Here is a 22,335-nt window from a genome sequence, read left to right as displayed (position 1 = left end):
AGTTGACAAGTTGACAAGTTGACTAGGTTACCATCCGGATGGTTCTAACAACTAACAACCAACAACTAACAACTCTTAATTACTGAGGCCTTGTTACCTAAATAGTTATTATTCTCATCTCAATATATTCACAAGCAAGCTGGCGATGGACACCATGATGGATGTGGCTGATATCCATGTAGTGGTGGTGGTACCGATGTCGGAACTCTTGGCCTTGGTGGAGTTCGGTGTGACATAGATGATGTCGTTCTGACGGAGGTAGAAATACGGAGAGAGGACGAGGTCGCTCTTTGTGAGGTCCAGCTCCTTTATCTCGCGCTTGCCGTCGGCATCCTCGCGGATGAGCTTGACATTGGTTCGCACACCGTAGACTGTCATATCGCCTGCCATAGCAAGGGCTTCGAGGATATTTACCTTTTCATTGTTTACATTGAATGTTCCGGGACGTGCAACTTCGCCCAATACAGATATCTTATAGTTGGCCATACGCACTGTTACGATAGGTGTCTCCTTGAGGTATGGCATAAGGCGTTCGCGAATCATATCTTCGGCCTCGTTCTTGGTGAGACCGCCCACCTTGAGGCGTCCGATGACAGGGAAGTCTATCTCACCCTCGTTGTTCACCAGATACTGCTGGAGCATAGGGGTGGATGTGGTACGCAGATTCTGTGCGAGTGAGGAAGTAAGTTCCGTCTGCACTGTGAGGTTGAACGGAGCCGCTGCCATAGGGTCCGTGGTATTGACTGTTATGCTAAGGAGGTCCTTGGGCATGATCTTTGCATCGTAAAGGGGTATTACCTTACCATAATTATTTACTGTCTCGATGTCCTGCATATAAGGTACATTCTTATAAGAGGTACAGCTGCCCAAAAACGAGGCAGCGAGCAATGATAATACTATATATTTCTTCATAATAATTGAATTTCCCTGCAAAAGTATGCTCTTTATAGTGAATTAGCAAACAAATTGATGTTTTTTCTACTCCGGAAAAGGCTTTTTATATGTTTGTAGGGAAGATTTGTAATAATGGTAAAAGTAGGGAGGAGGGGGGGGGGTAGGGACTAGAGACTAGTTGACTAGGGGGCCTAGTATCTAGTATCTCGTATCTAGTATCTCCTTCCTAGTATCTAGTATCTAGTATCTTCTAAATAAATATCAACATTTTTACGGATAGAAAAACACTTTATGTAAAAAATTTATAATTTTGACACTGAAATGAGAATTAATATCTGCGGAAGTTAAATTATTACACATATGAAAACTGTAAATGTATTAAGAATTGCAGCTATCCAGGTGGCAGTTGCAATGGGGATGGTCTCATGCAACCTGATTGATCCGGACGATGAGGAAGATGACGACAATAACACGGACACAGAGACAGGGTACGTCGTGTCGCTGAACTGTACCGGAGAAATCACGGATGACAGTGTGATTACGTCCGAGATGTACGAGGGGAAGAATCTTTACTATGTGCAGGCATACAGAGTGGGGGACGGATATGAGAAATATGCCCACGGACTGTTCAATGTGACTGACAGTATGAAGATTACTCTTGAACCGGGGAATGAATATATGTTCAAGGCTACTGTGGTGGAGAACGGATTGGAAAGAATAAAACACTCGGAAGACACTCCGGCGTATTATGGAGCGCCTTTCATGACGGCACTGACCAACAAATTCGAGTATACCAGCGATTTCAACGGAAACTATATCGGAGGCGGTGAGACGGAAACTACAGGATTGCTGGAGGGAGTTTTCACAAGACCGAGCCTGAACAGATATTACGGCGAGTCTGAACCGTACCTGGCTAACGACTCTGTAAGGAGAGACGTGGACATCTGTATGCTGAAAACGGCATTCGCACTGAAAATAACTACCGAAAACTTTACTGAAGGAACGCTGAAAGTGAGAATGGACGGCGCACCGGAAATTACAATGGTATATCCTGAAACGGAATTTGCCGCTCTGTTTGCTATGGAAAATCCTGAAGAGGCTTTCAAAACTGACTGGAACGGAGAAGGAGAATTCACATATAATTATAGTGAGAATGTGAACATAAATGTGGTGTTCATAGATGAGAACGGGGAAGAACAGCCGGTGGGAAGCATCAATACAGAGGTGGTGAGAAACAAGGAGAGGCCACTGGTGGTAAAGCTGTTACAGAAACTGGAACCGGGTGAAAACGGATTCGATATCAGTATAGAAGATGGCGGAATGATAGAGGATGACGAGGTAGTGGATTTCGAAGGAGGAATGTAATTAATTGATTAAACTATATAGATTATGAAAACAATGAATTTATTGAAATCGGCTGCTGTAATCGCAGCTATGGCCATGAGTATGGCAGCATGTAACAATGAGGATGTTATAAACGACGAACAGAAGAGCGACAAGCTGGTGGAAGTTTCGCTGAACTGCGCTGGTGAAATCAAGGACATGGGTGATGTGCCTATGAGCAGAGCTGGGGAAAGCAATGACTTGTATTATGTACAGGCTTATACTATTGATGAAAGCAATAATGGGCTTTTGGGGTATGCTGACGGTCTGTTTGACAATGTAAGCGACATGAAAATAAAACTGAAAGAAAGCGACAGATATCTCTTCTTTGCAACATTGATTCAGGATGGTAAAAGTCTGGTGTATGCAGATGTGGACAGCATTTCAGGAAGTTCTTATTATTTTTCACCGTTCGACAGCTATTTTAACAATGAGTTCTCATATTTGGGAAGTTTCAATTCATTCAATTTGACACGCGGTACTTCTGTTACCGGAGTAGACGAAGACGGATATTTTATAGCATACGACAGACCTTACCAGGTGAGATATTACGGACAGTCGGAAGAATATACTCCTGCTGAAGGCGGTGTAGTAAATATCAACATGGCCAGAGTGTCATTCGGTGCGAGAATTGAAGTGGAAAATATGCAGGAAGGTGATGCTATATGGGTAAACATTGAAGGAACGCAAGGTATGTATATAGGATATCCGGAAACTACATTGACTAATTGCTACTCTTTGTTTAATCTGATGGAAGCATATAATACAGATTTGATGTCGGACGGAACATTTGCAAATAACTATAGCGAGAATGTTCTTGTCAGCGTATACAGATTCGACAGCGAAAATAATCTTTTCAAGGTTGCTGAAAAGTATGTAGACTTCAGAAGAAACATGATCAAGACTTTGAAAGTAAATATCACAGACAATTCTACTGCAAACAGTGTGAATATGAATATAGACAGAGAAGAAAGCTGGTATGGCGATCCTGAATCTGTTGACTTCATTGGCGGAATATACTAATAAATCTGAACAAATAAAGACATTTACTGCAAGCTGCGGACAAAACCTGTCCGCAGCTTTTTTTGTTCATGACATTTGCACCGTGAGTTGTATTTTCGGGATATTTTTCTACCTTTGTAGAAAAGTAGCAATGTACCAATCTGAAATAACAATATCACAGATGGAGCAGATAATCCTCATTAGCGGTATGAGCGGGGAGGAAATAGAGAAGCTATAAAAGTAGAATACCCCGACGCTGACGGCGACGGGGTGATAGAACCTGAAGAATGGATAAAGGAGTGTCCATGCTTCGATGTGAAAACGGACTTATAGACGCCCGAAACGGGTGACTAGAACTTGCTTAGTTCCAGACGTGCGTAGTCGGACTCCAGGACCATAGTCTTGCCGTCGCAGCGTACTATCCGGAACTTTGTTTCTTCCTGGGAGTTGATGCCGTAATGACGGAGACCTTCTACCGGAGCATCCTTGCCATTGTCGCCGGTACCTGACCTTCCCTTGAAATCAGTTAGTATCAAGGTATTGCCATCGTCGCTATATGCTGTACGACCGATATAGGCTCCATAGCCGTTGGGACCTTGCTTCTCTGCCACTTCGGTCACCATGCGGGTGATGCTGTAATACAGGCGTGTGCATTCCACTGTCTCGCCGGTGGAGAGAATCTCAAATTCATTCAATTGCCAGAATCCTTCCACATCGCTGTTGATGGGGGCCTTGGCGCATCCTGCCATAAGGAGTATCAGTATGGCTGTGAGTAGATGTTTCATATTAGTTGTTAGTTGTTGGTTTTTAGTTGTTAGTTGGCTAGATACTAGTTGACTAGGTACTAGTTGACTAGGTGAGTAGGTACTAGTTGACTAGGTGAGTAGGTACTAGTTGACTAGGTACTAGGCAGTCCCTAGTTCCTAGTATCTCATACCTAGTATCTAGTCCCTCGTACCTAGTATCTATATCTCATCCCTATCGTTCCTCCGATGCTATTGCCGGGGAAGGAGCCTCGGTCTATTCCGAGTGCTGCCTTGAAAGTGAGGCAACTTATGCGTCGGGGGGTGTAGAGCACTTCTGCCATGCCGCTGAAGCGGTGTTCCACCTTCCGGAATGGTGTGCCGTACGTTCCCCAATGACGGGCAAAGGAGGCGAGCACGCGCCAGTTCCATTCGGGAGCGGGATTACCCGACAGGCCGATGTGATGGGCTTTCATGCGGTTACTACGGAATGTCATGGCTCCGTCGGCATTATATGCCGGTCCGGGGAGGAGCGGGCAGCCCAGGCCCATGCCGTAATACTGCCATGCCTGGTATATGTAGTGGTTATAATAATTGTCGGCACCGCTCATCTGGAGGTCGGTAAACGAGCCTGCAAATGCGTCGTAAAGCAGGGGACTTGTCTGGTTTGTGGTGGATGTGCCTTCCCAGAGGAATGACGTTATCCACGGATTGGAAGGGAAGGTGACTTCAAGTCCCAGCTGTCCGTCCTTCCATATGCCGTACTGGGTGAACATCTGCGATTCGTCCTCGAAATAGTGGTCGAGGTAGAGACGGAACTTCCAGTCGCGGTAATAATAGTTGAGTGCAAAATTCCAGCTTCCCAACATATTGCCTTCCACGTTGACCTGCTCGCCCCAGGTGGTGTCGCTTCCGCCGGCTGTAGGGAAGAAGGCGTTGAAGTAGTTGCGCAGTCCGTCGGGCATATCGAGGATGAGCCAGCTGCTACCATCGGGCTGTTTCTGCATCTGGTCGCCACAGAACTGTGTGCCCATGTGCAGTCCGAACTCGAATTCGAGGGGCAGTCTTGACTTGTTGCCCACGCGGAACATAAGGGCCTTGCTGTGGTATTTCACATCGCGAGTATAGTTTTGCCATGCTCCTGCGAAGGATTCCTGCCATTTGCCGTCGAGGAAGGCTCCGTATGCCAGATGTCCCTTGAGGGCAAGCCATCCGCGGGTGAAGGGAAGGGTGTAGAAATCGCGTATCTCGGCACGTATCTGCGGTATGGGGCGTGTGTTGATGCCTTCCATCATCCATCCGGAGGTGAGAAGGGTGTTCTTCTCGAGCGGCGAGCTTATGCGTTCCTTGCTTCCTATGCTGAGTGTAAGCATTCGCCAGGAGGTGTCGAAGTATGCCTGCTGAAGCCAGAAATGTGAGGTGGTGTTGACACCCCCTGCCATATCGATACCGGCTGAGATGTTCCATCCGCGACGGTAATCCTTTTCATAATCGGCTCCTGCCCTGAGATACCATGATGACGGCGAGGTACTGCCCATGCCGTATCTGTTGGCCGAAAGCCATAGCGGTGCATAGTCGCCCTGTGACACTGTGACCTCTGTCTCGGCATGAATGCTGAGTTTGCCACCGCCGGCTGTCTGTCCGAATGCCAGCAGAGGGAAGAGGAGGAGCGGTATTGGGGATAGGAGGTTCATTTTGAGTTTTTAGTTGTTGGTTGTTAGTTTTTAGTTGTTAGAAACTAGATACGAGATACTAGATACCAGGGACTAGATACCAGGGACTAGGGACTAGAACCTCGTCATCCATAAAGTCTTTTATTTATAATCTTATTAAACCACACATTGAGCAGTGTCCATACCACTATATCTATGACGAATACGAGGGTATTGTTCATATATCTGACAGCTATGAAGGAGAAGGCACAGAAGCCTGCCGACATGAGCTGTATGGTGATAAGTGCACGGCGCGGTGTGAATCCCATATCGAGGAACTTGTGGTGGATATGGTTCTTGTCCGGCATGAAGAGTGGTTTGTGCATACGGGCACGTTTGAGCACTACCCTGACGACATCGAGACATGGCACGAGAAGTACGCTGAACGCCACTACGACAGGCGATCCGTAGGCCTGCATGTCTTCGCCGGGCACATACATACAGTATTTGATGACGAAGAAACTGATGATATATCCCAGGGTAAGGCTACCGGTGTCGCCCATGAATATCTTGCGTCCCTTGTCGGCATTGCCAAACACGTTGTAGGCAAAGAACGGTATGATGACTCCCACGCAGATAAATGCCAGGATGGCATAGTTCCAGAGGCCGTAGTGAATGAAAATCACTCCGAAGATGACCAGAGCCACCATGCTGAGTCCGGATGCAAGTCCGTCGATGCCATCGATAAGGTTGATGGCATTCGTAATGAAGACTACAAGGAGCACAGTGAGCGGAATGCCCACGTACGACGGTATGAAATAGATGTCGAATAGGCCGTAGAAATTATTGATATACAGTCCGGCAACGGGGAAGAGAGCTGCGGACACTATCTGAACAAGGAACTTCTTGCGATAGCGTACGCCCACCAGATCGTCGCCTATGCCGACAATATAAAGCAGTGTGAGACCGGCTATGAGGAACAGGAACTCGCATGCCACGGCAGGGGTAAAGACATCGTAGACAATGTCGTTGCCTATAACTCTCGCTGCCGTGAAAACAGCAAAGGAAAATACAATAACCGGGAAAAATGTCACCCCACCCAGACGAGGAATGGGTCGATTATGCACCTTTCGGGCATCAGGCTGGTCGAACAGCCTTTTCCTGAGGGAAATTATCAGAATATTCGGGATGATAATCCTACTTAAAACCACCGACACCAGAAAGGCAGCGATGAGAATATAAATATTAGCCATAAAAATATAATATCATTAAATCCACTTGTTTCCTACATGCCTGATTAAGGCATTTAACTACAAAATTAGATGTTTTATCCGATATGGCAAAATGTTTACAGCCATAATCTGGATTTCCGCACGAAAATAGGTTTAACACAAATGAAATATATATGTAGCATGGCTGAAATGACATGGTTTAGTTGGGGATATTGTGAAAAAGATGTATCTTTGTGGAAATTAGGGACGAGGGACTAGATACTAGGGACTAGATACTAGTTTTTTAGTTGACAAGTTGACGAGGCTCTCCATCCGGATGGCTCTAACAACTAAAAACTAACAACAAACATGAAGGTATGAAAACAACACAGGAGTATGTTCAGTTATTAAAGGAATATAAACAGAAAAGAGGAATACTTTACGGTATATCAAGGATTGGTATTTTCGGTTCTGTAGCCAGGGGTGAACAGACCGAAGATAGTGATGTGGATGTATGTGTAGATTTGGAGGTTCCAAATATATTCAGCCTTGTTCATATTAAGGAAGAATTAAAACAACTTTTTGGTTGTGAAGTGGATGTAGTACGCATACGTCAGAATATGGATGCATTATTAAAAAAGGATATCATCGAGGAGGGTATTTATGTATAAGAAAGAGCATGTCTTACATCTGTTACATAAAATAGAAATGACTTTGGAAACATCAAAGGAGTAGATAAACTTACGAACAAAGAACTCCTTACACAATTCCCCATGATTGACTGGAAGGGTGCTATGGGAATCAGAGATATTATTGCACATCACTATTTTGATTTAGATGCGGAAATTGTATATAATGTTGTGAGAACCAATTTACCGGAAATGCTCGTTACAGTAAAGGAGATGATCTTATTTGTAGATAATAATGATTGATTATTCTAGTTAGATATGAGGGACTAGAGACTAGGTACTAGGGACGAGATACTAGGAACTAGATACGAGGGACTAGGGACTGCCTAGTACCTAAAATCCTAGTCAACTAGTATCTAGTCAACTAGTAACTAGTATCTAATCACATAGTCACTATAAACTCTTAATTATTAATTGACAAACATGAAATACCCTATAGGAATACAGAATTTCGAGAAAATCCGTGAAGGCGGATATCTTTATATAGATAAGACCGACCTGGTGTACGATTTGGCAAACAATGGTATATACTACTTTCTGAGCCGTCCGCGCAGGTTCGGGAAGAGTCTGCTCATTTCCACTCTGGAAGCTTATTTCAGCGGAAGTAAGGAGCTGTTCGAGGGGTTGAAGATTGCGGAGTTGGAAAAGGAATGGAAGGAACACCCGATATTGCATCTGGACCTGAATACGGAAAGATATGCCACTCCGAAGGACCTGGAGAACAAGCTCGACCTGTTCCTGAAACAGTGTGAGGCGCTGTATGGCAAAAATCCGGATGAGTATTCGCTGGCTACCAGATTTGAGGGTGTGATACGCAGGGCTGCAGAAAAGACGGGAAGAAATACTGTCATCCTGGTGGACGAATACGACAAACCTATGCTGCAGGCCATAGACAATGATGCTCTGCAGGATGAATACAGAAACACGCTGAAGGCTTTCTATGGGGCATTGAAGTCGATGGACAGGTACATACGCTTCGCCCTGCTGACGGGAGTGACAAAGTTCGGAAAGGTGAGCGTGTTCAGCGACCTGAACAATCTGAGGGATATCTCGATGGAATTTGCATATTCCGGCATATGTGGAATTACTGAGGAAGAGCTCCACACTGCAATGGGAGAGAGTATAGCAGAGTTGGGCGCCGCCAACGGGATGACTGTGGAAGAGACTAAAATGAAACTTAAGGAGATGTACGACGGATATCACTTCAATAGAAGATGTATGGACATATATAATCCGTTCAGCATACTGAACACATTCGCAAAGAAGGAGTTCGGCGATTACTGGTTCGAGACGGGAACACCCACTTTCCTGGTGGAACTGATGAAGGGCTGCAAATATAATCTGAAGAAGCTGATGAAGGAATATGCCACGGCAGACTCGCTGAACGGACTGGAGACCTTCAGGAAGGATCCGGTGCCGATTCTGTATCAGAGCGGATATCTGACAATAAAGGATTATGACAAGGAGTTCAAGACTTATATCTTAGGGTTCCCGAACAAAGAAGTGGAGAACGGATTCATAAAGTTCCTGTTGCCTAGCTATACGGGAATGGATGGTTCGGACGCTGCATTCGAAATAATAAGTTTCGTAAAGGATGTACGTGCAGGAAACACGGATGCCTTCATGAAACGCCTGACGACTTTCTTTGCCGACACTCCGTACGAGCTGGTGCGCGACCTGGAGCTGCACTACCAGAACGTGATGTTCATCCTGTTCAAACTGCTGGGCTTCTATACCCAGGCGGAGTATCACACGTCGGAAGGAAGAATAGATATGGTGGTGAAAACACCGGACTATATCTACGTGATGGAATTCAAGCTGGACGGTACTGCTGAAGAAGCAATGCAACAGATAGAGAGCAAAGACTATTCCCTTCCTTTCGAATGCGACGGCAGAAAGCTGGTGAAGATAGGAGTGAACTTCAGCAATGAGAATAGGAATGTGGAGAGATGGATTGTGAGGTGAGTTCAGGCGACGAGGAATGTCGAAAAGGTGGGAGGAGAGAAGAAGTTAGAGAAGTTAAGGAAGTATCTAGGATACAAATAATATAAACGTATTTGATGAGTAACGCAAACGAAAATAAAAGAATTGCAAAGAACAGTATTCTGCTTTACATCAGGATGTTCATAATGGTGATGATTAGCCTTTATACATCCAGAATTGTGCTGAAAACTTTGGGTGTGGAGGATTTTGGTATCAATAACGTGGTGGGAGGAGTAATCACGTTTTTGGGATTCCTGACCGGTTCACTGGCCGGAGCTTCGGCAAGGTTTATCACTTTTTCGCTTGGAAAAGGAGATATGAAAGAGCTGAAGAATACTTTTGGCAATATTGTGAAAATTCATTTGCTGTTCTCTGTTATTGTACTGATAATAAGCGAAACGTTGGGACTCTGGTTTGTAATGACGCAACTGAACATTCCGGAGGGAAGAGAAACAGCGGCAATGTGGGTATATCAACTTTCTATTCTGACAGCCATAGGAGGATTTGTATGTTCGCCATACAATGCAGCCATCATTGCTCATGAGAAAATGTCGGCTTTTGCATATCTGACACTTGCCGATGCGATACTGAAACTGGTAGCAGTGTTCATGCTGGTATATACACCGTTTGACAAACTGATATTCTATGCAGTGTATATATGCATAATACAAATGTTTGACTTTGTGGTATATATAATTTACTGTAACAGAAAGTTCGAAGAAACTAAGGGACTGCATATCAGAAATACAGACAAGAAACTTTTCAAGGAAATATTCAGCTATGCAGGATGGACTATGAACGGCAATCTGGCCGTATTTGGATATACACAGGGACTTAATATCCTGTTAAACATATTTTTTACTCCAGCTGTGAATGCAGCAAGAGGAATAGCAGTGCAGGTACAGAACATAGTGAATAACTTCTGTGTAAATTTTCAAATGGCAATAAACCCACAGTTAACAAAAAGCTATGCTTCGGGTAATCTGGAAAGAATGCATACACTGATTATTGCCAGTTCGAAATATTCGTTTTTCCTATTGTTTCTGATATGTCTTCCTCTTATTATTGAAGCAGAGACTGTGCTGAAATGGTGGCTGGGTGAGTTTCCGGAACATACGGTAAACTTTCTGAGGCTTGTGTTGGCTGTAAGTATACTTTATTGCTTCTCGAACCCGATAATAACGGCTGTACATGCTACAGGAAGGCTGAAGAAATTTCAAATATACGAAGGGACGTCATTGCTGATGATTGTACCAATAGCATATGCTACTCTGAAGATTCCCGGAATGAAACCGGAGATAGTGTTTATAATACATATGGTAATAGAAATACTGACACAGTATATACGCCTGAAAATAGTGTTGCCGATGATAGGTATGGATATTAAAAGATATCTCAGGGAGGTCATGGTTCCTGTTCTGAAAGTGGCTATGGCTGCACCTGTAATACCGTTGGCTATATATATTCAGGTACCTATGGGAGAAACCGCTTCGTTCCTTGCCATAGGTATAGTGTGTGTGGTGTCAGTAGGTATGTGTACATATGTAATGGGATGTACCCAAAAAGAAAAAAGTGTAATAACAAGTAAATTAAGGAAATAGCACGGTATGAGAAATACAGAAAGGCCTGACATATCAGTCATTGTACCGGTGTATAGGGCAGAAAAATATATATCGGGATGCATAGAAAGCATATTGAACCAGACACTGGAAAACTTTGAGCTGCTACTGGTGGACGACGGCAGTCCGGACGAATCGGGAAGAATATGTGACGAATACGCCCGAAAAGATGGAAGAATAACTGTGGTGCACAAGAAGAACGAAGGTGTGAGCATAGCTAGAAACACAGGAATAGATATGGCTAAGGCTAACTGGGTATGCTTCATTGACAGCGACGACTGGGTGGAGAACAACTATCTGGAGATTTTCGACAAATGTAAAAATGAAAATTCTATTGTGATTCAAGGTATGCTATATGACTTTGGGAACAATATATATATGAACAAGCCCTTCTTTGAATACGAGAATATAAGCTTCGGGAAAATGGAACAGGACAATATAGTGAAATATAACATCCTGGGGAACGGATGCCCATGCGGAAAACTGTTCAACAAGAGATTATTAAACAGAGAAAACATAAGATTCAGGAAGGATATATCGACGCATGAAGATCATATATTCGTTTGGCAATATCTGCAATACGTGGATTTTATAACCCTAAGAAAGGAAATAACATACCACTATATGAGATATAGTGAGGAAACACTCTCGACTAGGTTTCATCCGGCAGAAGAATATGTAAGAGTGGCAGAAACGCTAATAAAGGAAATGGATGTCCTGAAAGATGTGATGGAAATTAATGACAGGAGGTATCTGAAAAAGATTTACTCGGAATTCGGAATAGACCAGATGATGAAGGCTATAACAAATTCAAACAAAGAAAACTACAGAAATGTGGTAGAAAGCGCGAGAAAAGAGGCCGGAAGGATAAAGGAATACTATATACCAGGATGTGGCATCTACAAGGTGCTGGCAAAGTGTATAAAAATGAATTTACCTACATGGGTAATATATACAATATTGAAAGTTTACAAACTGATAAATAAGAGATAACTATAACAGAAGAATTATGATACCTAAAATAATACATTATTGTTGGCTTAGTGGAGAAGAAATACCTGAACAACTAAAAAGCTGTATGAAATCATGGAAAGAAAAACTTCCAGAATATGAATTCGTGTTATGGGACAAGTCAAAATTTGACGTAAACAGCACATTATGGACACAGCAGGCATATGCAGCAAAAAAATATGCTTTTGCTGCAGACTATATACGACTGTATGCAGTATATAATTACGGCGGAATATACATGGATATGGATGTAGAGGTACTTAAGTCATTCAACCATCTGACGGATAGAAAATATATTTTGGGGTATGAAGACAACGAAGGGATAGAAGCAGGGGTGTTCGGAGCAGAAAAAGGTGCGGAATGGGTGAAAAAATGTCTGGATTATTACAATGGAAGGAGTTTTATAAAGAATGACGACACACTGGATACAAGACCTCTGCCACTTATTATGAAAGAGATTGTAACAGAAAACTTTAGAGATATGGTTCTTCTGGAGCAGGATTTCCTTACTGCAAAATCATATAAGACAGGAAAAATTACGGTGACAAAAAATACTGTGACAATCCATCATTTTGCCGGGTCATGGGTAACGACAAAAGACAAACTAAAAATTTCAATTTATAACTTCATTAAATCAAACAAGGTTCTACACAAAATATACCTGATGACTTATAAAAAGTTAAAAAAATAATATTATAATTGTGACAATGGAAGTATCTATAATTATACCTATATATAACGTTGAGAAATATGTAATAGACTGTTTGAACTCTGTATTGAATCAAACCTTCAGAAATATCGAAATTATTCTAGTAGATGATTGCGGTAAGGATAACAGTATGAAACTAATAAACGAATTTTTATGTGAATATAAGGGAGACATTAATATTTCTACAGTGACTCACGATAAAAATAAAGGTTTATCTGCTGCAAGAAATACGGGAATGAATGTGTCCAATGGGAAATACGTGTATTTTCTGGATAGTGACGATACTTTACCGCCTGATGCTATTGAGAAATTATTCATGGAGGCAAAAAAGTATCAAGCTGATGTGGCTATGGGAAATTTCAACATCGTGGGAGCGAAATGGAATTATGTGATGAAAAGCAAAGGACATCTGGACAACAACAAATGTATTTTTGTGGAGTATCTAAAAAACAGATGGTTTGTGATGGCATGCAACAAACTGATAAAGAAAGCCTTCATGACTGAAAACAATATGGAATTCAAGACGGACTTGCTGCACGAGGACATACTTTTTTCATTCAATATGGCAACGAAAGCCAGAAGCATAGTGTGTATAGAAGATAATACGTATAACTACATATTAAGAAACAACTCCATAACCACGAATAAAAAACGCAAGAACTTCGATGACCTGCTGTACATACACAGACATGACTTCGATATGATAAAAGACAGGGACATGACGGCAGAAGAGACCGGTGCGGTAGCCGACTATCTGGTGAAGTGCGTTTTCTATTTCAATCAGGAATTATTTAAACAAACTTCCATTTCTGAAAAAGAAAAAAAAGAGCTAAACGATAAGATAATGGAATTCTACCGAACAGAAAAAAAATTATATTACAAAGTATCATACAAAGAATGTATTAAATCTTTATTATTCAGACAACCATACTTTATAAAGAAAAAGATTTTCAGTATTATTTAAATATTGTAGATAACAAATATGATAGAAAAAGAACAGGCCAAGCTAGATATATCAAATTTTTTAATTACATTGTTGATATTGTCATCTTTCTTTCCTTTCATACAGATTATACCTCTGGGTACTGACAGCCAACCTTATGCTTTGATGGTATCTATGATTATATTGCCATTTTATTTTACAAGCAAAATAAACCTGTCGTTATTCCTACTGCTTATTATTGCGGTATTCTCAGTCGGTATGTTGTTCTTTTCTGAATTTGATTTTGGAAGTATCAGGTCATTAGTGAATTATGTTAGTCTGTTCGTTATTTCATATGTAACGTATAAGTGCATGAACTTTACTGGGGGACTTAATTATAATATTTTCAAAAGGACTGTATATACTTGGTTTATTATCGGCACTATTCAAACATTTGTATACTCTAATTTCTTATCTTTCCTACTACCGAGAGGAAGTTCAGAAGATACGATTGAAAGTGGACGAGGAGTAGTATGCCTTGCACCGGAACCTACTTTTTATGGAATCATATGTATACTATTCATCCTTTTAGGCTATCTCAATTTCAAGGAAAATAAAGGAATAAAAAAGCTCTATACATTGTTAATCATTCAAATTTTTATATATGCAAGGTCATCGCTTGTGATACTTATGATATTAGCGTGTCTTATGTTATACGCATTCATATCGTTCATGGCAAAGAAAAAAAACAAACTGAAGATTTTTCTGATTGTTTCTTTTTTTCTGTTTGTATTTATTACGATAATAAACAACTATTCGGAACAGATAAGCGGTATCAGAATAGGAAGGATTTTAACACTGATGTTTGAAAACCCTGATAAACTGGTGCTTATTGATGATAGTATAAACGAACGTTTTGTACATTTGTTTTTTCCTATTTATGGTTTCTTCGAGAATTGGGGATTACCACACGGATACAGTCAATATGCCGACTTCATGGATGACTGCTATAACAACCCGGACTTGAACTATCTGGTGACAGACTACACTCTAAACAATAAAATCATCAGAATAATGAGTGGATGGGGTAGTATACTGTTTGAACTAGGAGCAGTAGGATTACTATTGCTGTATGTGATAGTAAAGAATCTGAAAATAATAGTGGAAGGTAAAATGAAATATGTAATTATATTGGGGTTTATTGGATTGTTGGCCAATGCCGTATCTTTTGCAACAGCATTATTACCATTTACAATAGGCAACATTATTTATCTGGCAGAAAAGAAAAAAAAGAATATGTATGAGAATAATTTTTGACAACATAATTTTCGCACTGCAGAATCACGGAGGAATATCTGTGGTGTGGCACGAACTGCTGAAAAGATTTATTGACGACAAGCATGAATACTTGTGCATAAACACTTGTCCGCAGGGGAATGTGATGGCACTGAACGAATGTATACCCGACAAGAACAAGGAGAATACACACTCGAAAAGATATCTGAAAGCTACAAGATATATGACGTGCAGGGTGAAAAAGGATTACAGGTATATCTTCCACTCTACATACTACAGGTATACGAATGACAAGAATGCCATAAATATAACCACTGTGCATGACTTTACCTACGAGATATATAACAGTGGAATAAGGAAATGGATACACTCATGGCAGAAGAGGAAAGCTATTATGCACTCGGACTATATAATATGCATATCGGAAAACACAAAAAAGGACCTGATGAAATTCTGTCCGCAAATAAAAGAGGATAGAGTAAGAGTGATATACAACGGTGTGGCTGAGGATTATTGTCTGACGGACAAAGGCTGTGACGGTATAGTGCCGTACGGAAAGCAGAAATATGCCGTATTTGTAGGTTCGAGGGCTGCATACAAGAATTTTGAACTGGCAGTGAAGGCTGTGGCTGTAACAAACCTGAACCTGGTGATTGTGGGGGCAACCCTGAGCGACAAGGAAAAAAGCATGGTAGACGGATATCTGGACAGGCCTGGAAGGTATTTCTGTACGGGATTTATTGATAACGTACAGCTCAATATAGTGTATAATAATGCTTTTGCACTGATATATCCGTCGGAATACGAGGGATTCGGAATTCCGGTGATTGAAGCACAAAGAGCGGGGTGTCCGGTAATTGCATTCAATGGTTCGTCAATTCCGGAAGTGACCGGAGACGACACTTTGCTGATAAACTCTACCAAAACAGAACAAGAAACTGTAGAAAAACTAAAAATGCTGGAGAATGAAAAGATAAGAAAAAAAGTGGTAGAAAAAGGATTGGAAAACTGTAAAAGGTTTTCGTGGGATAAAGCTTATAAAGAGACAGTTGAACTGTATGAAACAGCATGGAACTGCATTAATAAATAACGACATACATGAAATTTTCGATAATAACAGCAACATATAATTCGGAAGCTACCGTTAAAGATACTATAGAATCGGTGCTGAGACAGACTTACAGGGATATAGAATATATCATTGTGGACGGAGGCTCAAAGGACAAGACACTGGAGATTGTGAAACATTATGAACCTGAATTCGAAGGAAGGATGAAATGGATAAGCGAAAAGGACAATGGTATATACGATGCAATGAACAAGGGTATAAGAATGGCTACAGGGGATGTGGTGGGGATTCTGAACTCTGATGATTTCTATACCTCGGAAAATGTGCTGGAACATATTAACAGGGCCTTTCTGACAAATGATGTGGATGCGGTGTATGCCGACATTCACTTTGTAGATAACGATAATCTGAAAAAGACGGTGAGGTATTACTCGTCAAAAGTTTTCAGAAGATGGCTGATGAGACTAGGGTTCATGCCGGCCCATCCTTCATTCTACATAAAAAGGGAATGTCTTGACAGAGTAGGACTGTATGATACTTCGTATAGAATTGCTGCCGACTTTGAATTTCTGTTAAGGGCTATTTTCATAAACAGAATAAGGACCAGATATATGAAAGAGGATTTCGTGACGATGAGAACGGGCGGTGTGAGCACTTCGGGACTGAGTAGTCACAAAATGATAATGAAAGAACACCTGAGGGCATTTAAAGAAAACAATATTTATACAAACAGGTTGTTACTCTCATTGAGATATGTATATAAAGTTGGAGAGGTAATATTATCAAGAATCAAGAAATAGAAACAGTTATTATAAACAACAACTCCCTTACGCAAGGCATGAAGCCGAAACGTAAGGGAGTTTTTTTATCACTTTTTCACTCTAAGACTTTACTGCAAATTATCATTTGTAAGTGTCTTACCCTTGTATTCGCCGGTAAGTGTATTGAGGAACTTCACGATGAGGGCTGTCTCGCTGTCGCTCAGGTCGACACCCACTTCGTAGTGTGCCATGTCTTTTACGGCTTCTTCGAGGGTGGCCTTAGTACCGTCGTGGAAGTATGGTGCGGTGAGGGCTATGTTACGCAAGCCAGGTACTTTGAAACGGTGCATGTCGTAGTCGGTCTTGGTTTCCTTGTTGCGTCCGTGGTCCTCGAAAGTGATTTCCGTGCCGCGGTCGGCAAAGTAATCGGCCTTGATACCCATGAGTTCGTATGACTGGCCTCCAAGGTTCTCACCCACGTGGCATGTGGCACAGTCGTACTTCTTGAAGAGCTCGTAGCCGCTTATTTCGTCGGCTGTGAGGGCTGTCTCGTCGCCTTTCAGGTACTTGTCGAAAGGTGAGTTAGGTGTGAGGAGTGTGCGTTCGAACTCCTGGATGGCATCGGTGATGGTTGCCTGTGTGAGGCCTTCAGGATATACCTGTGTGAAAGCGGCTGTGAAAGCTTTATCGGCTGCCAGGGCTGCACAGATATCGTCGAAGCTGGTGTGTCCCATCTCGATAGGGTTGAGTGGAGGTCCGCCTGCCTGATCGGCCAGGGTCTTGGCACGTCCGTCCCAGAACTGCACGAAATTGTAGTGGGCATTGAACACTGTAGGGGCGTTTACTCCACCTATCTGACCTCTGACACCTTCGGAGAAGCGTTTGTTGTCCACTCCGGCTGTGTTGAGGGCGTGGCATGAGGCACACGACACGGTATTGTCGACTGACAGGCGTGTGTCGTGGAAGAGCATTTCGCCGAGGATGACCTTACGCAGGTCGACAGGTACAGAATCCTGTACAGGGCGTACAGGCTCGTTGGCAAACTTGGCTGATGCCAGTGTGTTAGGGTATTTTACGGCACGGTGCTTGCTTATCCAGTCGAGAGCCATGCCTGTTTCCTTGGATGTGAGTGAAGAGCCCCAGTGTGCGAGATAGTATTTGGCAAGCGGCATGGTGCCGTCCTTTATCACTTTCTCTACTTTGGCAAGGTCGACTTCGCTCACTGTGCCGTCATTGCGGATGGCATCATACATGGGCTGGATGTCGAACGAACGGTATCCCAGAAGGATGTCTTCCTTTACCACTTTGCCTGCTATGGGCAGATTGGCATAGAATGGCAACTCAGGGTTTGACACGTGGCAAGCCATACAGCCGCCATCTGTGAGGATCTGCTCCATCATCTCATTCATAGGGAGGTCGTCCGACGGAGGTGTGTTGACCAGTCGGTAGGTCAGTACGCCGCCAAGGGCGATGACCAACGGCACTAAAATTACTTTTTTCTTCATATAAAATTAATTTATTAGTTGGTTGTTCTGTTATATAAATGTACGCTGTTGCGTGCGGCAGGGAGATAGTTGACTCCGTACCAGCACATCTGCAGTGTGAGAAATCCTGCCACGAGGGTGGCATAGAGGATGCGTGTGCGGAAGGTGGCGGACTTGCCGAAGGGGCTGTGCAGACGCAGGTGTATATATATGAGATATATGCTCCAGGTGATGAGTGCCCATGTTTCTTTGGGGTCCCAGCTCCAGTAGTTGCCCCATGCTTCCTTTGCCCAGATGGCTCCTGTGAGCATCCCGACGGTGAGGAAGGCTGTGCCGCCATATACCAGCTCGTCGGCTGTGGAGAGGTATGAAGGGCGGGAGCGGAAGAGTCCGAGGCAGCCTATGATGAAGGCGCATCCCAGAAGGGAGTAGGAGAACATATAGACTGTGACGTGGGGTATGAACCATATGCTCTGCAGGGCAGGCATGAGGGACTGGTCGTGTATCTCGGGTTTGACAATATTGATGATGCAGAACACTGCCGAGAGGACGGTGGTGAATGAGAGTATCCAGCGGTAACGCCAGCGGCAGTAGGTTATGAGTCCGGAGATGCCCATGAAGAAGGAGTACCAGAGGCGTGTCTCGCCCATAGTGCGCAAGGGCGGACGCTGCTGGAATGACCAGAGTCCGGCTATGAACACGAGGAGTGTGAGTGTGCCCAGAAGACTGAAAAGTACAGCCGGACGCGACAGGCGGCTGCTGAGTGCGGAGAGCACCGAACCGCAGAGCCACAGGATTATGGCTATGATGGTGAAGATATGGAATGTGTCCCAGTTTATTGTCATAAATGCAGTTGTGGTTAAGTGGTTTGTGTGAGTTGTTTCTTGCCTGAACGCGGTCCGAAGGCGAACAGCATGATGCCTCCGGCCAGTGTCATGATAATGCCGAGGAGCTGTATGTATTTCCAGGGCTGGATGACTATCTGGAGTATGCAGTAGCGCGGACGGGCGGAAGTGGTGTCGTAGCTTGTGAGATAGATGTCCTGACCAAAGGTATGGCTGTATGGATGATTTACCCTGAGGGTGAACTCTTCGGCTGTATCGGAACCGGGTTCTGAAAGGCTGACAACGGCAAGGTAGTTGCGCGGGGCGCCATTCTCGTAGTATTCGGCATGAAAGTCTTTCAGAAGGAGGTTATGGCCAAGGAATGTCCTCTCGCCTTCGAGGGTATAGGCTTCGCGGTTGGGACGGTCGAAGAACACGGGTATGCGGAGCGTGACGGTATCGGCACTGCCCAGGAATGTGGCAAAGACTGCTATCCAGAGTCCGGCATGATTGAGAAAGAAACGTAGGCGGAAAGTGGCACGACGCATAGTGCCGCGAAGGGTTATCATGCCCAGATGGGTAAGGAAGACTGTGAGAATGGCCACGAATATCCATGAGGACATGAAATTATATACTCCCAGGCGGGAGAGTATGCCGGGCATGGCTTGGGCATCGGCAGCCGTCATCTGCGGGAAAAGCCCGATGACCAGCGAACCGAGGATGAGAAAAAGCAGGCTGAAGAATGTGGTGCTGCCGGAGAGCATGAAACGTACGGCAGGCCTGTCGGGGTAGCTGCCAAGCGAAAGATATATGAGGTATATCCACAATGCTCCGACAATGAGATTGAGGGGAAAGCTGAATACGGAATAGGGAAAATTGCCTGTAAAATATTGTATTACAGACGAGAGGAGTATGAGTGTACTCCAAAAGGCGATATATGTTGATCTTTTCATTGACAAGGTATGTTATGTGCAGGGATGGCCTGCCTTAGTTTAGTCGGTCTGTTTATCATTGTGCAAAGTTAGGTATTTTATATTTAATATCAAATCTTATAGATGAAAAAGTTGTATTCATTACAAAAAGGCTAACGGCTGGCGTATGCCTATGCCGAACTGCATACTGTCGGCACGAAATAGATGTGCCAGGACATGATAGCTGACGTAGAGCGGTGTGTGGGGAATATAGTAGCGCAAGCCGATGGTTTCGTAATATGGTTTGCTCATCAGTCTGTCGAAATGTCCGAGTTCGCGGTGCAGGTAGTAGCCCAGGCCAACACAGAGGCTTAGCTGACGGTAGTGTATCTCATGCTTTAATGACACTCCAAGGATGTGCGGGCTGTAGGTCTGGTTCTTACCGCCCATAGCTGTGTCGAGTCTGGTGGATTCGGACACGTAGGAGGGGCGTATATAGTCTATGCCTATGCCGGAACTGAACTTGATATGGTAACGGTACATGGCAGAAACAGATGCGGCAAAGGACGGATGGACCTGGAAACGGGACGGACGTGTGGAGGGGTCGCCGAGAAAATAATACCAGCCCTCTATCATGGTGTGGAGATTGCATCCTGCATTGAGATCGAGTTCGAGACGGCGCAATGGCGAGGATGAAGGATTATACACCTTGTAGAGCGGAGTAACATCGGCCGAAGGGTAGTAGCGCATACCCAAGGCCATACCCAGGGTGTTGGCTCCCTTGTTGGGACGTCCGAGGGCGGAATTGGAATAGTGTTTCAGGCCTCCGGAGAGCATCACCTCGAAACGAGGATGAAAGCGATATGCTGCATACAGATCGGTGGAGAAATATATGGAGAAACGCGAACCGATGAATTCGTTGGCCTGATTGTCGGGGTAGGAATATGGACGGGTGGATACTCCTATGCCGTTGGCTATGGTATATCCCATGCGGAAGGAGCCGGTATTGAAGAGGTCGCGACAGAATTTGCCGTAAAGCCCTATCATATATCCTATGTTGCCGGATGTGGACGATGAGGGATGGTATAGGGGCGAACGGCTATAGTCCGACACAAGGATGCCGCCCTCGATGACGGGATAACCGAAAGAGAGGTCGGAGGGAGTGGCACGAAGACTGTCGGCACGATAAGACACATGAAAGGCATAGGATGAATAGTTGTTGCCCTTTATGAGGTCCTTGCCATACTTGTCGCCCGGGATGAGATTGCCGCGTTCGTAGGTGAGTCCGTAAGACAGGTTCCGGAAGACAGGCTGCGAACGGGAGACAGAGTGGGCTACGATGACAAAAAATAATAATATATATAGTGCTTTTCGATTCATAATGGTATTGAGGTTGTCCGTAAACACAAATATAAGCATAAAAAGCATGAATCGCTTATATAAACGTAAATAAAAACATACAAATAAAGACTTATACTGACATATAGAACCCAAAGCGGACAAAAGGGAGCTGTGGGTGTGGACGGCATACTACCTTTGTATCGTAATCAAAAAGAAAACCGGTTTAATTAAGATTACAACAGAGAGTAATAACTATTTAGTTGACAAGGATTCAAGTAGTTAAGAGTTGTTAGTTGTTAGAGCCATCCGGATGGAGAGCCTCGTCAACTAGTAACTAGTACCTAGTCAACTAGTATCTAGAAAAAACAATTTAAAAGAAAGGAAAAAATTATGGACAAGTATTTGACTTATTCGGTAGTAGAACGTAAAGACCCTAAAACACCTGAATTGGAGGGAAAGTATTATGCACAGGCACAGGCCAGAGGAGAAGCGGGAATCAGGGAGCTGTCGGCAAGAATCCAGCAGATGTGTACTGTGACGAGAGCGGACGTGATGGCGGTGCTCATAGCTCTGGAAGATGTGGTTGCCGACTCTTTGGCAAATGGAGAAATTGTCCGTCTGGGAGAGCTGGGTTCTTTGCAAGTGAGCCTGAGCGGTGAAGGGGCTACATCGAAGGATGAATTCCACGACGGATTGATAAAGAAATTATTACTGTCCGCTAAAGACGTGAATTCCCTCCCAACTTGCTGAAATAGATAAGTTGGGAGTTATTTTCATATCAGACAAGCCCCTCTTATGAGCTTATTACCTCCTTAGGTGGTGGTTCTGCTG

The 22,335-nt window shown here is 43.6% G+C and carries 21 protein-coding genes; 13 read left to right on the top strand and 8 right to left on the bottom strand.

Annotated elements, in window-relative coordinates:
* Positions 1–114: 114 nt before the first annotated feature.
* A complete protein-coding gene (locus I6E11_RS08865) occupies positions 115–912 on the bottom strand; it encodes a polysaccharide biosynthesis/export family protein (RefSeq protein ID WP_235337700.1) in 798 nt (265 codons plus the stop codon).
* A 342-nt stretch (positions 913–1,254) separates the two neighbouring features.
* On the opposite strand from I6E11_RS08865, the gene I6E11_RS08860 reads away from it, so the two are divergent.
* Positions 1,255–2,259 (top strand): hypothetical protein, encoded by a 1,005-nt coding sequence (locus I6E11_RS08860; RefSeq protein WP_235337699.1) that lies wholly within the window; start codon positions 1,255–1,257, stop codon positions 2,257–2,259.
* A gap of 24 nt (positions 2,260–2,283) precedes the next feature.
* The gene (locus I6E11_RS08855; protein WP_235337698.1) at positions 2,284–3,300 is read left to right on the top strand and encodes a hypothetical protein; all 1,017 of its coding nucleotides are present in this window, start codon (positions 2,284–2,286) and stop codon (positions 3,298–3,300) included.
* A gap of 329 nt (positions 3,301–3,629) precedes the next feature.
* On the opposite strand, the gene I6E11_RS08850 is transcribed toward I6E11_RS08855, so the two are convergent.
* The 3 genes from I6E11_RS08850 to I6E11_RS08840 form a co-directional block, all read right to left on the bottom strand.
* Entirely contained in the window at positions 3,630–4,064 is a 435-nt protein-coding gene (locus I6E11_RS08850; protein WP_235337697.1) for a lipocalin-like domain-containing protein, read from the bottom strand.
* A gap of 173 nt (positions 4,065–4,237) precedes the next feature.
* Positions 4,238–5,716 (bottom strand): capsule assembly Wzi family protein, encoded by a 1,479-nt coding sequence (locus I6E11_RS08845; protein WP_235337696.1) that lies wholly within the window; start codon positions 5,714–5,716, stop codon positions 4,238–4,240.
* Between the two features lie 104 nt (positions 5,717–5,820).
* Positions 5,821–6,927 (bottom strand): MraY family glycosyltransferase, encoded by a 1,107-nt coding sequence (locus tag I6E11_RS08840; RefSeq protein WP_235337695.1) that lies wholly within the window; start codon positions 6,925–6,927, stop codon positions 5,821–5,823.
* Positions 6,928–7,262: 335 nt separating this feature from the next.
* On the opposite strand from I6E11_RS08840, the gene I6E11_RS08835 reads away from it, so the two are divergent.
* From I6E11_RS08835 to I6E11_RS08790, 10 genes are all read left to right on the top strand, one after another.
* On the top strand, positions 7,263–7,556 hold the full coding sequence (locus tag I6E11_RS08835) for a nucleotidyltransferase family protein (protein ID WP_235337694.1): 294 nt from the start codon (positions 7,263–7,265) through the stop codon (positions 7,554–7,556).
* A gap of 51 nt (positions 7,557–7,607) precedes the next feature.
* Positions 7,608–7,817: a HepT-like ribonuclease domain-containing protein gene (locus tag I6E11_RS08830; RefSeq protein WP_317221514.1), complete on the top strand. Its 210-nt coding sequence runs from the start codon at positions 7,608–7,610 to the stop codon at positions 7,815–7,817.
* 180 nt (positions 7,818–7,997) lie between these two features.
* Positions 7,998–9,539, top strand: coding sequence for an ATP-binding protein (locus I6E11_RS08825; protein ID WP_235337692.1), 1,542 nt, complete (start codon positions 7,998–8,000; stop codon positions 9,537–9,539).
* Positions 9,540–9,634: 95 nt separating this feature from the next.
* A complete protein-coding gene (locus tag I6E11_RS08820; protein WP_235337691.1) occupies positions 9,635–11,158 on the top strand; it encodes an MATE family efflux transporter in 1,524 nt (507 codons plus the stop codon).
* A gap of 6 nt (positions 11,159–11,164) precedes the next feature.
* On the top strand, positions 11,165–12,169 hold the full coding sequence (locus I6E11_RS08815) for a glycosyltransferase family 2 protein (RefSeq protein ID WP_235337690.1): 1,005 nt from the start codon (positions 11,165–11,167) through the stop codon (positions 12,167–12,169).
* Between the two features lie 16 nt (positions 12,170–12,185).
* Positions 12,186–12,878 (top strand): glycosyltransferase family 32 protein, encoded by a 693-nt coding sequence (locus I6E11_RS08810; RefSeq protein WP_235337689.1) that lies wholly within the window; start codon positions 12,186–12,188, stop codon positions 12,876–12,878.
* Positions 12,879–12,894: 16 nt separating this feature from the next.
* Positions 12,895–13,860, top strand: a complete 966-nt coding sequence (locus tag I6E11_RS08805; protein ID WP_235337688.1) for a glycosyltransferase family 2 protein — start codon at positions 12,895–12,897, stop codon at positions 13,858–13,860.
* 666 nt (positions 13,861–14,526) lie between these two features.
* Positions 14,527–15,135: a hypothetical protein gene (locus I6E11_RS08800; RefSeq protein ID WP_235337687.1), complete on the top strand. Its 609-nt coding sequence runs from the start codon at positions 14,527–14,529 to the stop codon at positions 15,133–15,135.
* Positions 15,119–16,204: a glycosyltransferase family 4 protein gene (locus tag I6E11_RS08795; RefSeq protein ID WP_235337686.1), complete on the top strand. Its 1,086-nt coding sequence runs from the start codon at positions 15,119–15,121 to the stop codon at positions 16,202–16,204. Before I6E11_RS08800 ends, I6E11_RS08795 begins: the two co-directional genes overlap by 17 nt.
* Positions 16,205–16,212: 8 nt before the next feature.
* Positions 16,213–16,983, top strand: a complete 771-nt coding sequence (locus I6E11_RS08790; RefSeq protein ID WP_235337685.1) for a glycosyltransferase family 2 protein — start codon at positions 16,213–16,215, stop codon at positions 16,981–16,983.
* A gap of 89 nt (positions 16,984–17,072) precedes the next feature.
* On the opposite strand, the gene I6E11_RS08785 is transcribed toward I6E11_RS08790, so the two are convergent.
* From I6E11_RS08785 to I6E11_RS08770, 4 genes are all read right to left on the bottom strand, one after another.
* Positions 17,073–18,449, bottom strand: coding sequence for a cytochrome c peroxidase (locus I6E11_RS08785; protein WP_235337684.1), 1,377 nt, complete (start codon positions 18,447–18,449; stop codon positions 17,073–17,075).
* Positions 18,450–18,463: 14 nt separating this feature from the next.
* Entirely contained in the window at positions 18,464–19,273 is an 810-nt protein-coding gene (gene ccsA / locus I6E11_RS08780) for a cytochrome c biogenesis protein CcsA (protein ID WP_317221513.1), read from the bottom strand.
* Positions 19,274–19,287: 14 nt separating this feature from the next.
* Positions 19,288–20,205, bottom strand: coding sequence for a cytochrome c biogenesis ResB family protein (locus tag I6E11_RS08775; RefSeq protein ID WP_235337683.1), 918 nt, complete (start codon positions 20,203–20,205; stop codon positions 19,288–19,290).
* A gap of 120 nt (positions 20,206–20,325) precedes the next feature.
* Entirely contained in the window at positions 20,326–21,543 is a 1,218-nt protein-coding gene (locus I6E11_RS08770) for an acyloxyacyl hydrolase (protein ID WP_235337682.1), read from the bottom strand.
* 351 nt (positions 21,544–21,894) lie between these two features.
* Here I6E11_RS08770 and I6E11_RS08765 point away from each other — a divergent pair, with 351 nt between their 5' ends.
* Positions 21,895–22,254: an HU family DNA-binding protein gene (locus I6E11_RS08765; RefSeq protein ID WP_235337681.1), complete on the top strand. Its 360-nt coding sequence runs from the start codon at positions 21,895–21,897 to the stop codon at positions 22,252–22,254.
* Positions 22,255–22,335: the final 81 nt, after the last annotated feature.

The organism is Bacteroides caecigallinarum (assembly GCF_021531075.1).
GTDB classification, from domain to species: Bacteria; Bacteroidota; Bacteroidia; order Bacteroidales; family Bacteroidaceae; genus Phocaeicola; species Phocaeicola caecigallinarum_B.
Note: the sequence above shows the minus strand (reverse complement) of the source record. Positions and strands in the feature narration are given on the sequence as shown.

Bases quoted from the DNA above. Each gene is read 5' to 3' on its own strand.
- I6E11_RS08865 (WP_235337700.1), bottom strand. From the start codon at position 912: ATGAAGAAATATATAGTATTATCATTGCTCGCTGCCTCGTTTTTGGGC.
- I6E11_RS08785 (WP_235337684.1), bottom strand. From the start codon at position 18,449: ATGAAGAAAAAAGTAATTTTAGTGCCGTTGGTCATCGCCCTTGGCGGC.
- I6E11_RS08805 (WP_235337688.1), top strand. From the start codon at position 12,895: ATGGAAGTATCTATAATTATACCTATATATAACGTTGAGAAATATGTA.
- I6E11_RS08800 (WP_235337687.1), top strand. From the start codon at position 14,527: ATGTTATACGCATTCATATCGTTCATGGCAAAGAAAAAAAACAAACTG.
- I6E11_RS08855 (WP_235337698.1), top strand. From the start codon at position 2,284: ATGAAAACAATGAATTTATTGAAATCGGCTGCTGTAATCGCAGCTATG.
- I6E11_RS08765 (WP_235337681.1), top strand. From the start codon at position 21,895: ATGGACAAGTATTTGACTTATTCGGTAGTAGAACGTAAAGACCCTAAA.
- I6E11_RS08835 (WP_235337694.1), top strand. From the start codon at position 7,263: ATGAAAACAACACAGGAGTATGTTCAGTTATTAAAGGAATATAAACAG.
- I6E11_RS08810 (WP_235337689.1), top strand. From the start codon at position 12,186: ATGATACCTAAAATAATACATTATTGTTGGCTTAGTGGAGAAGAAATA.
- I6E11_RS08790 (WP_235337685.1), top strand. From the start codon at position 16,213: ATGAAATTTTCGATAATAACAGCAACATATAATTCGGAAGCTACCGTT.
- ccsA (WP_317221513.1), bottom strand. From the start codon at position 19,273: ATGACAATAAACTGGGACACATTCCATATCTTCACCATCATAGCCATA.
- I6E11_RS08775 (WP_235337683.1), bottom strand. From the start codon at position 20,205: ATGAAAAGATCAACATATATCGCCTTTTGGAGTACACTCATACTCCTC.
- I6E11_RS08825 (WP_235337692.1), top strand. From the start codon at position 7,998: ATGAAATACCCTATAGGAATACAGAATTTCGAGAAAATCCGTGAAGGC.
- I6E11_RS08770 (WP_235337682.1), bottom strand. From the start codon at position 21,543: ATGAATCGAAAAGCACTATATATATTATTATTTTTTGTCATCGTAGCC.
- I6E11_RS08815 (WP_235337690.1), top strand. From the start codon at position 11,165: ATGAGAAATACAGAAAGGCCTGACATATCAGTCATTGTACCGGTGTAT.
- I6E11_RS08820 (WP_235337691.1), top strand. From the start codon at position 9,635: ATGAGTAACGCAAACGAAAATAAAAGAATTGCAAAGAACAGTATTCTG.
- I6E11_RS08850 (WP_235337697.1), bottom strand. From the start codon at position 4,064: ATGAAACATCTACTCACAGCCATACTGATACTCCTTATGGCAGGATGC.
- I6E11_RS08795 (WP_235337686.1), top strand. From the start codon at position 15,119: ATGAGAATAATTTTTGACAACATAATTTTCGCACTGCAGAATCACGGA.
- I6E11_RS08840 (WP_235337695.1), bottom strand. From the start codon at position 6,927: ATGGCTAATATTTATATTCTCATCGCTGCCTTTCTGGTGTCGGTGGTT.
- I6E11_RS08845 (WP_235337696.1), bottom strand. From the start codon at position 5,716: ATGAACCTCCTATCCCCAATACCGCTCCTCCTCTTCCCTCTGCTGGCA.
- I6E11_RS08860 (WP_235337699.1), top strand. From the start codon at position 1,255: ATGAAAACTGTAAATGTATTAAGAATTGCAGCTATCCAGGTGGCAGTT.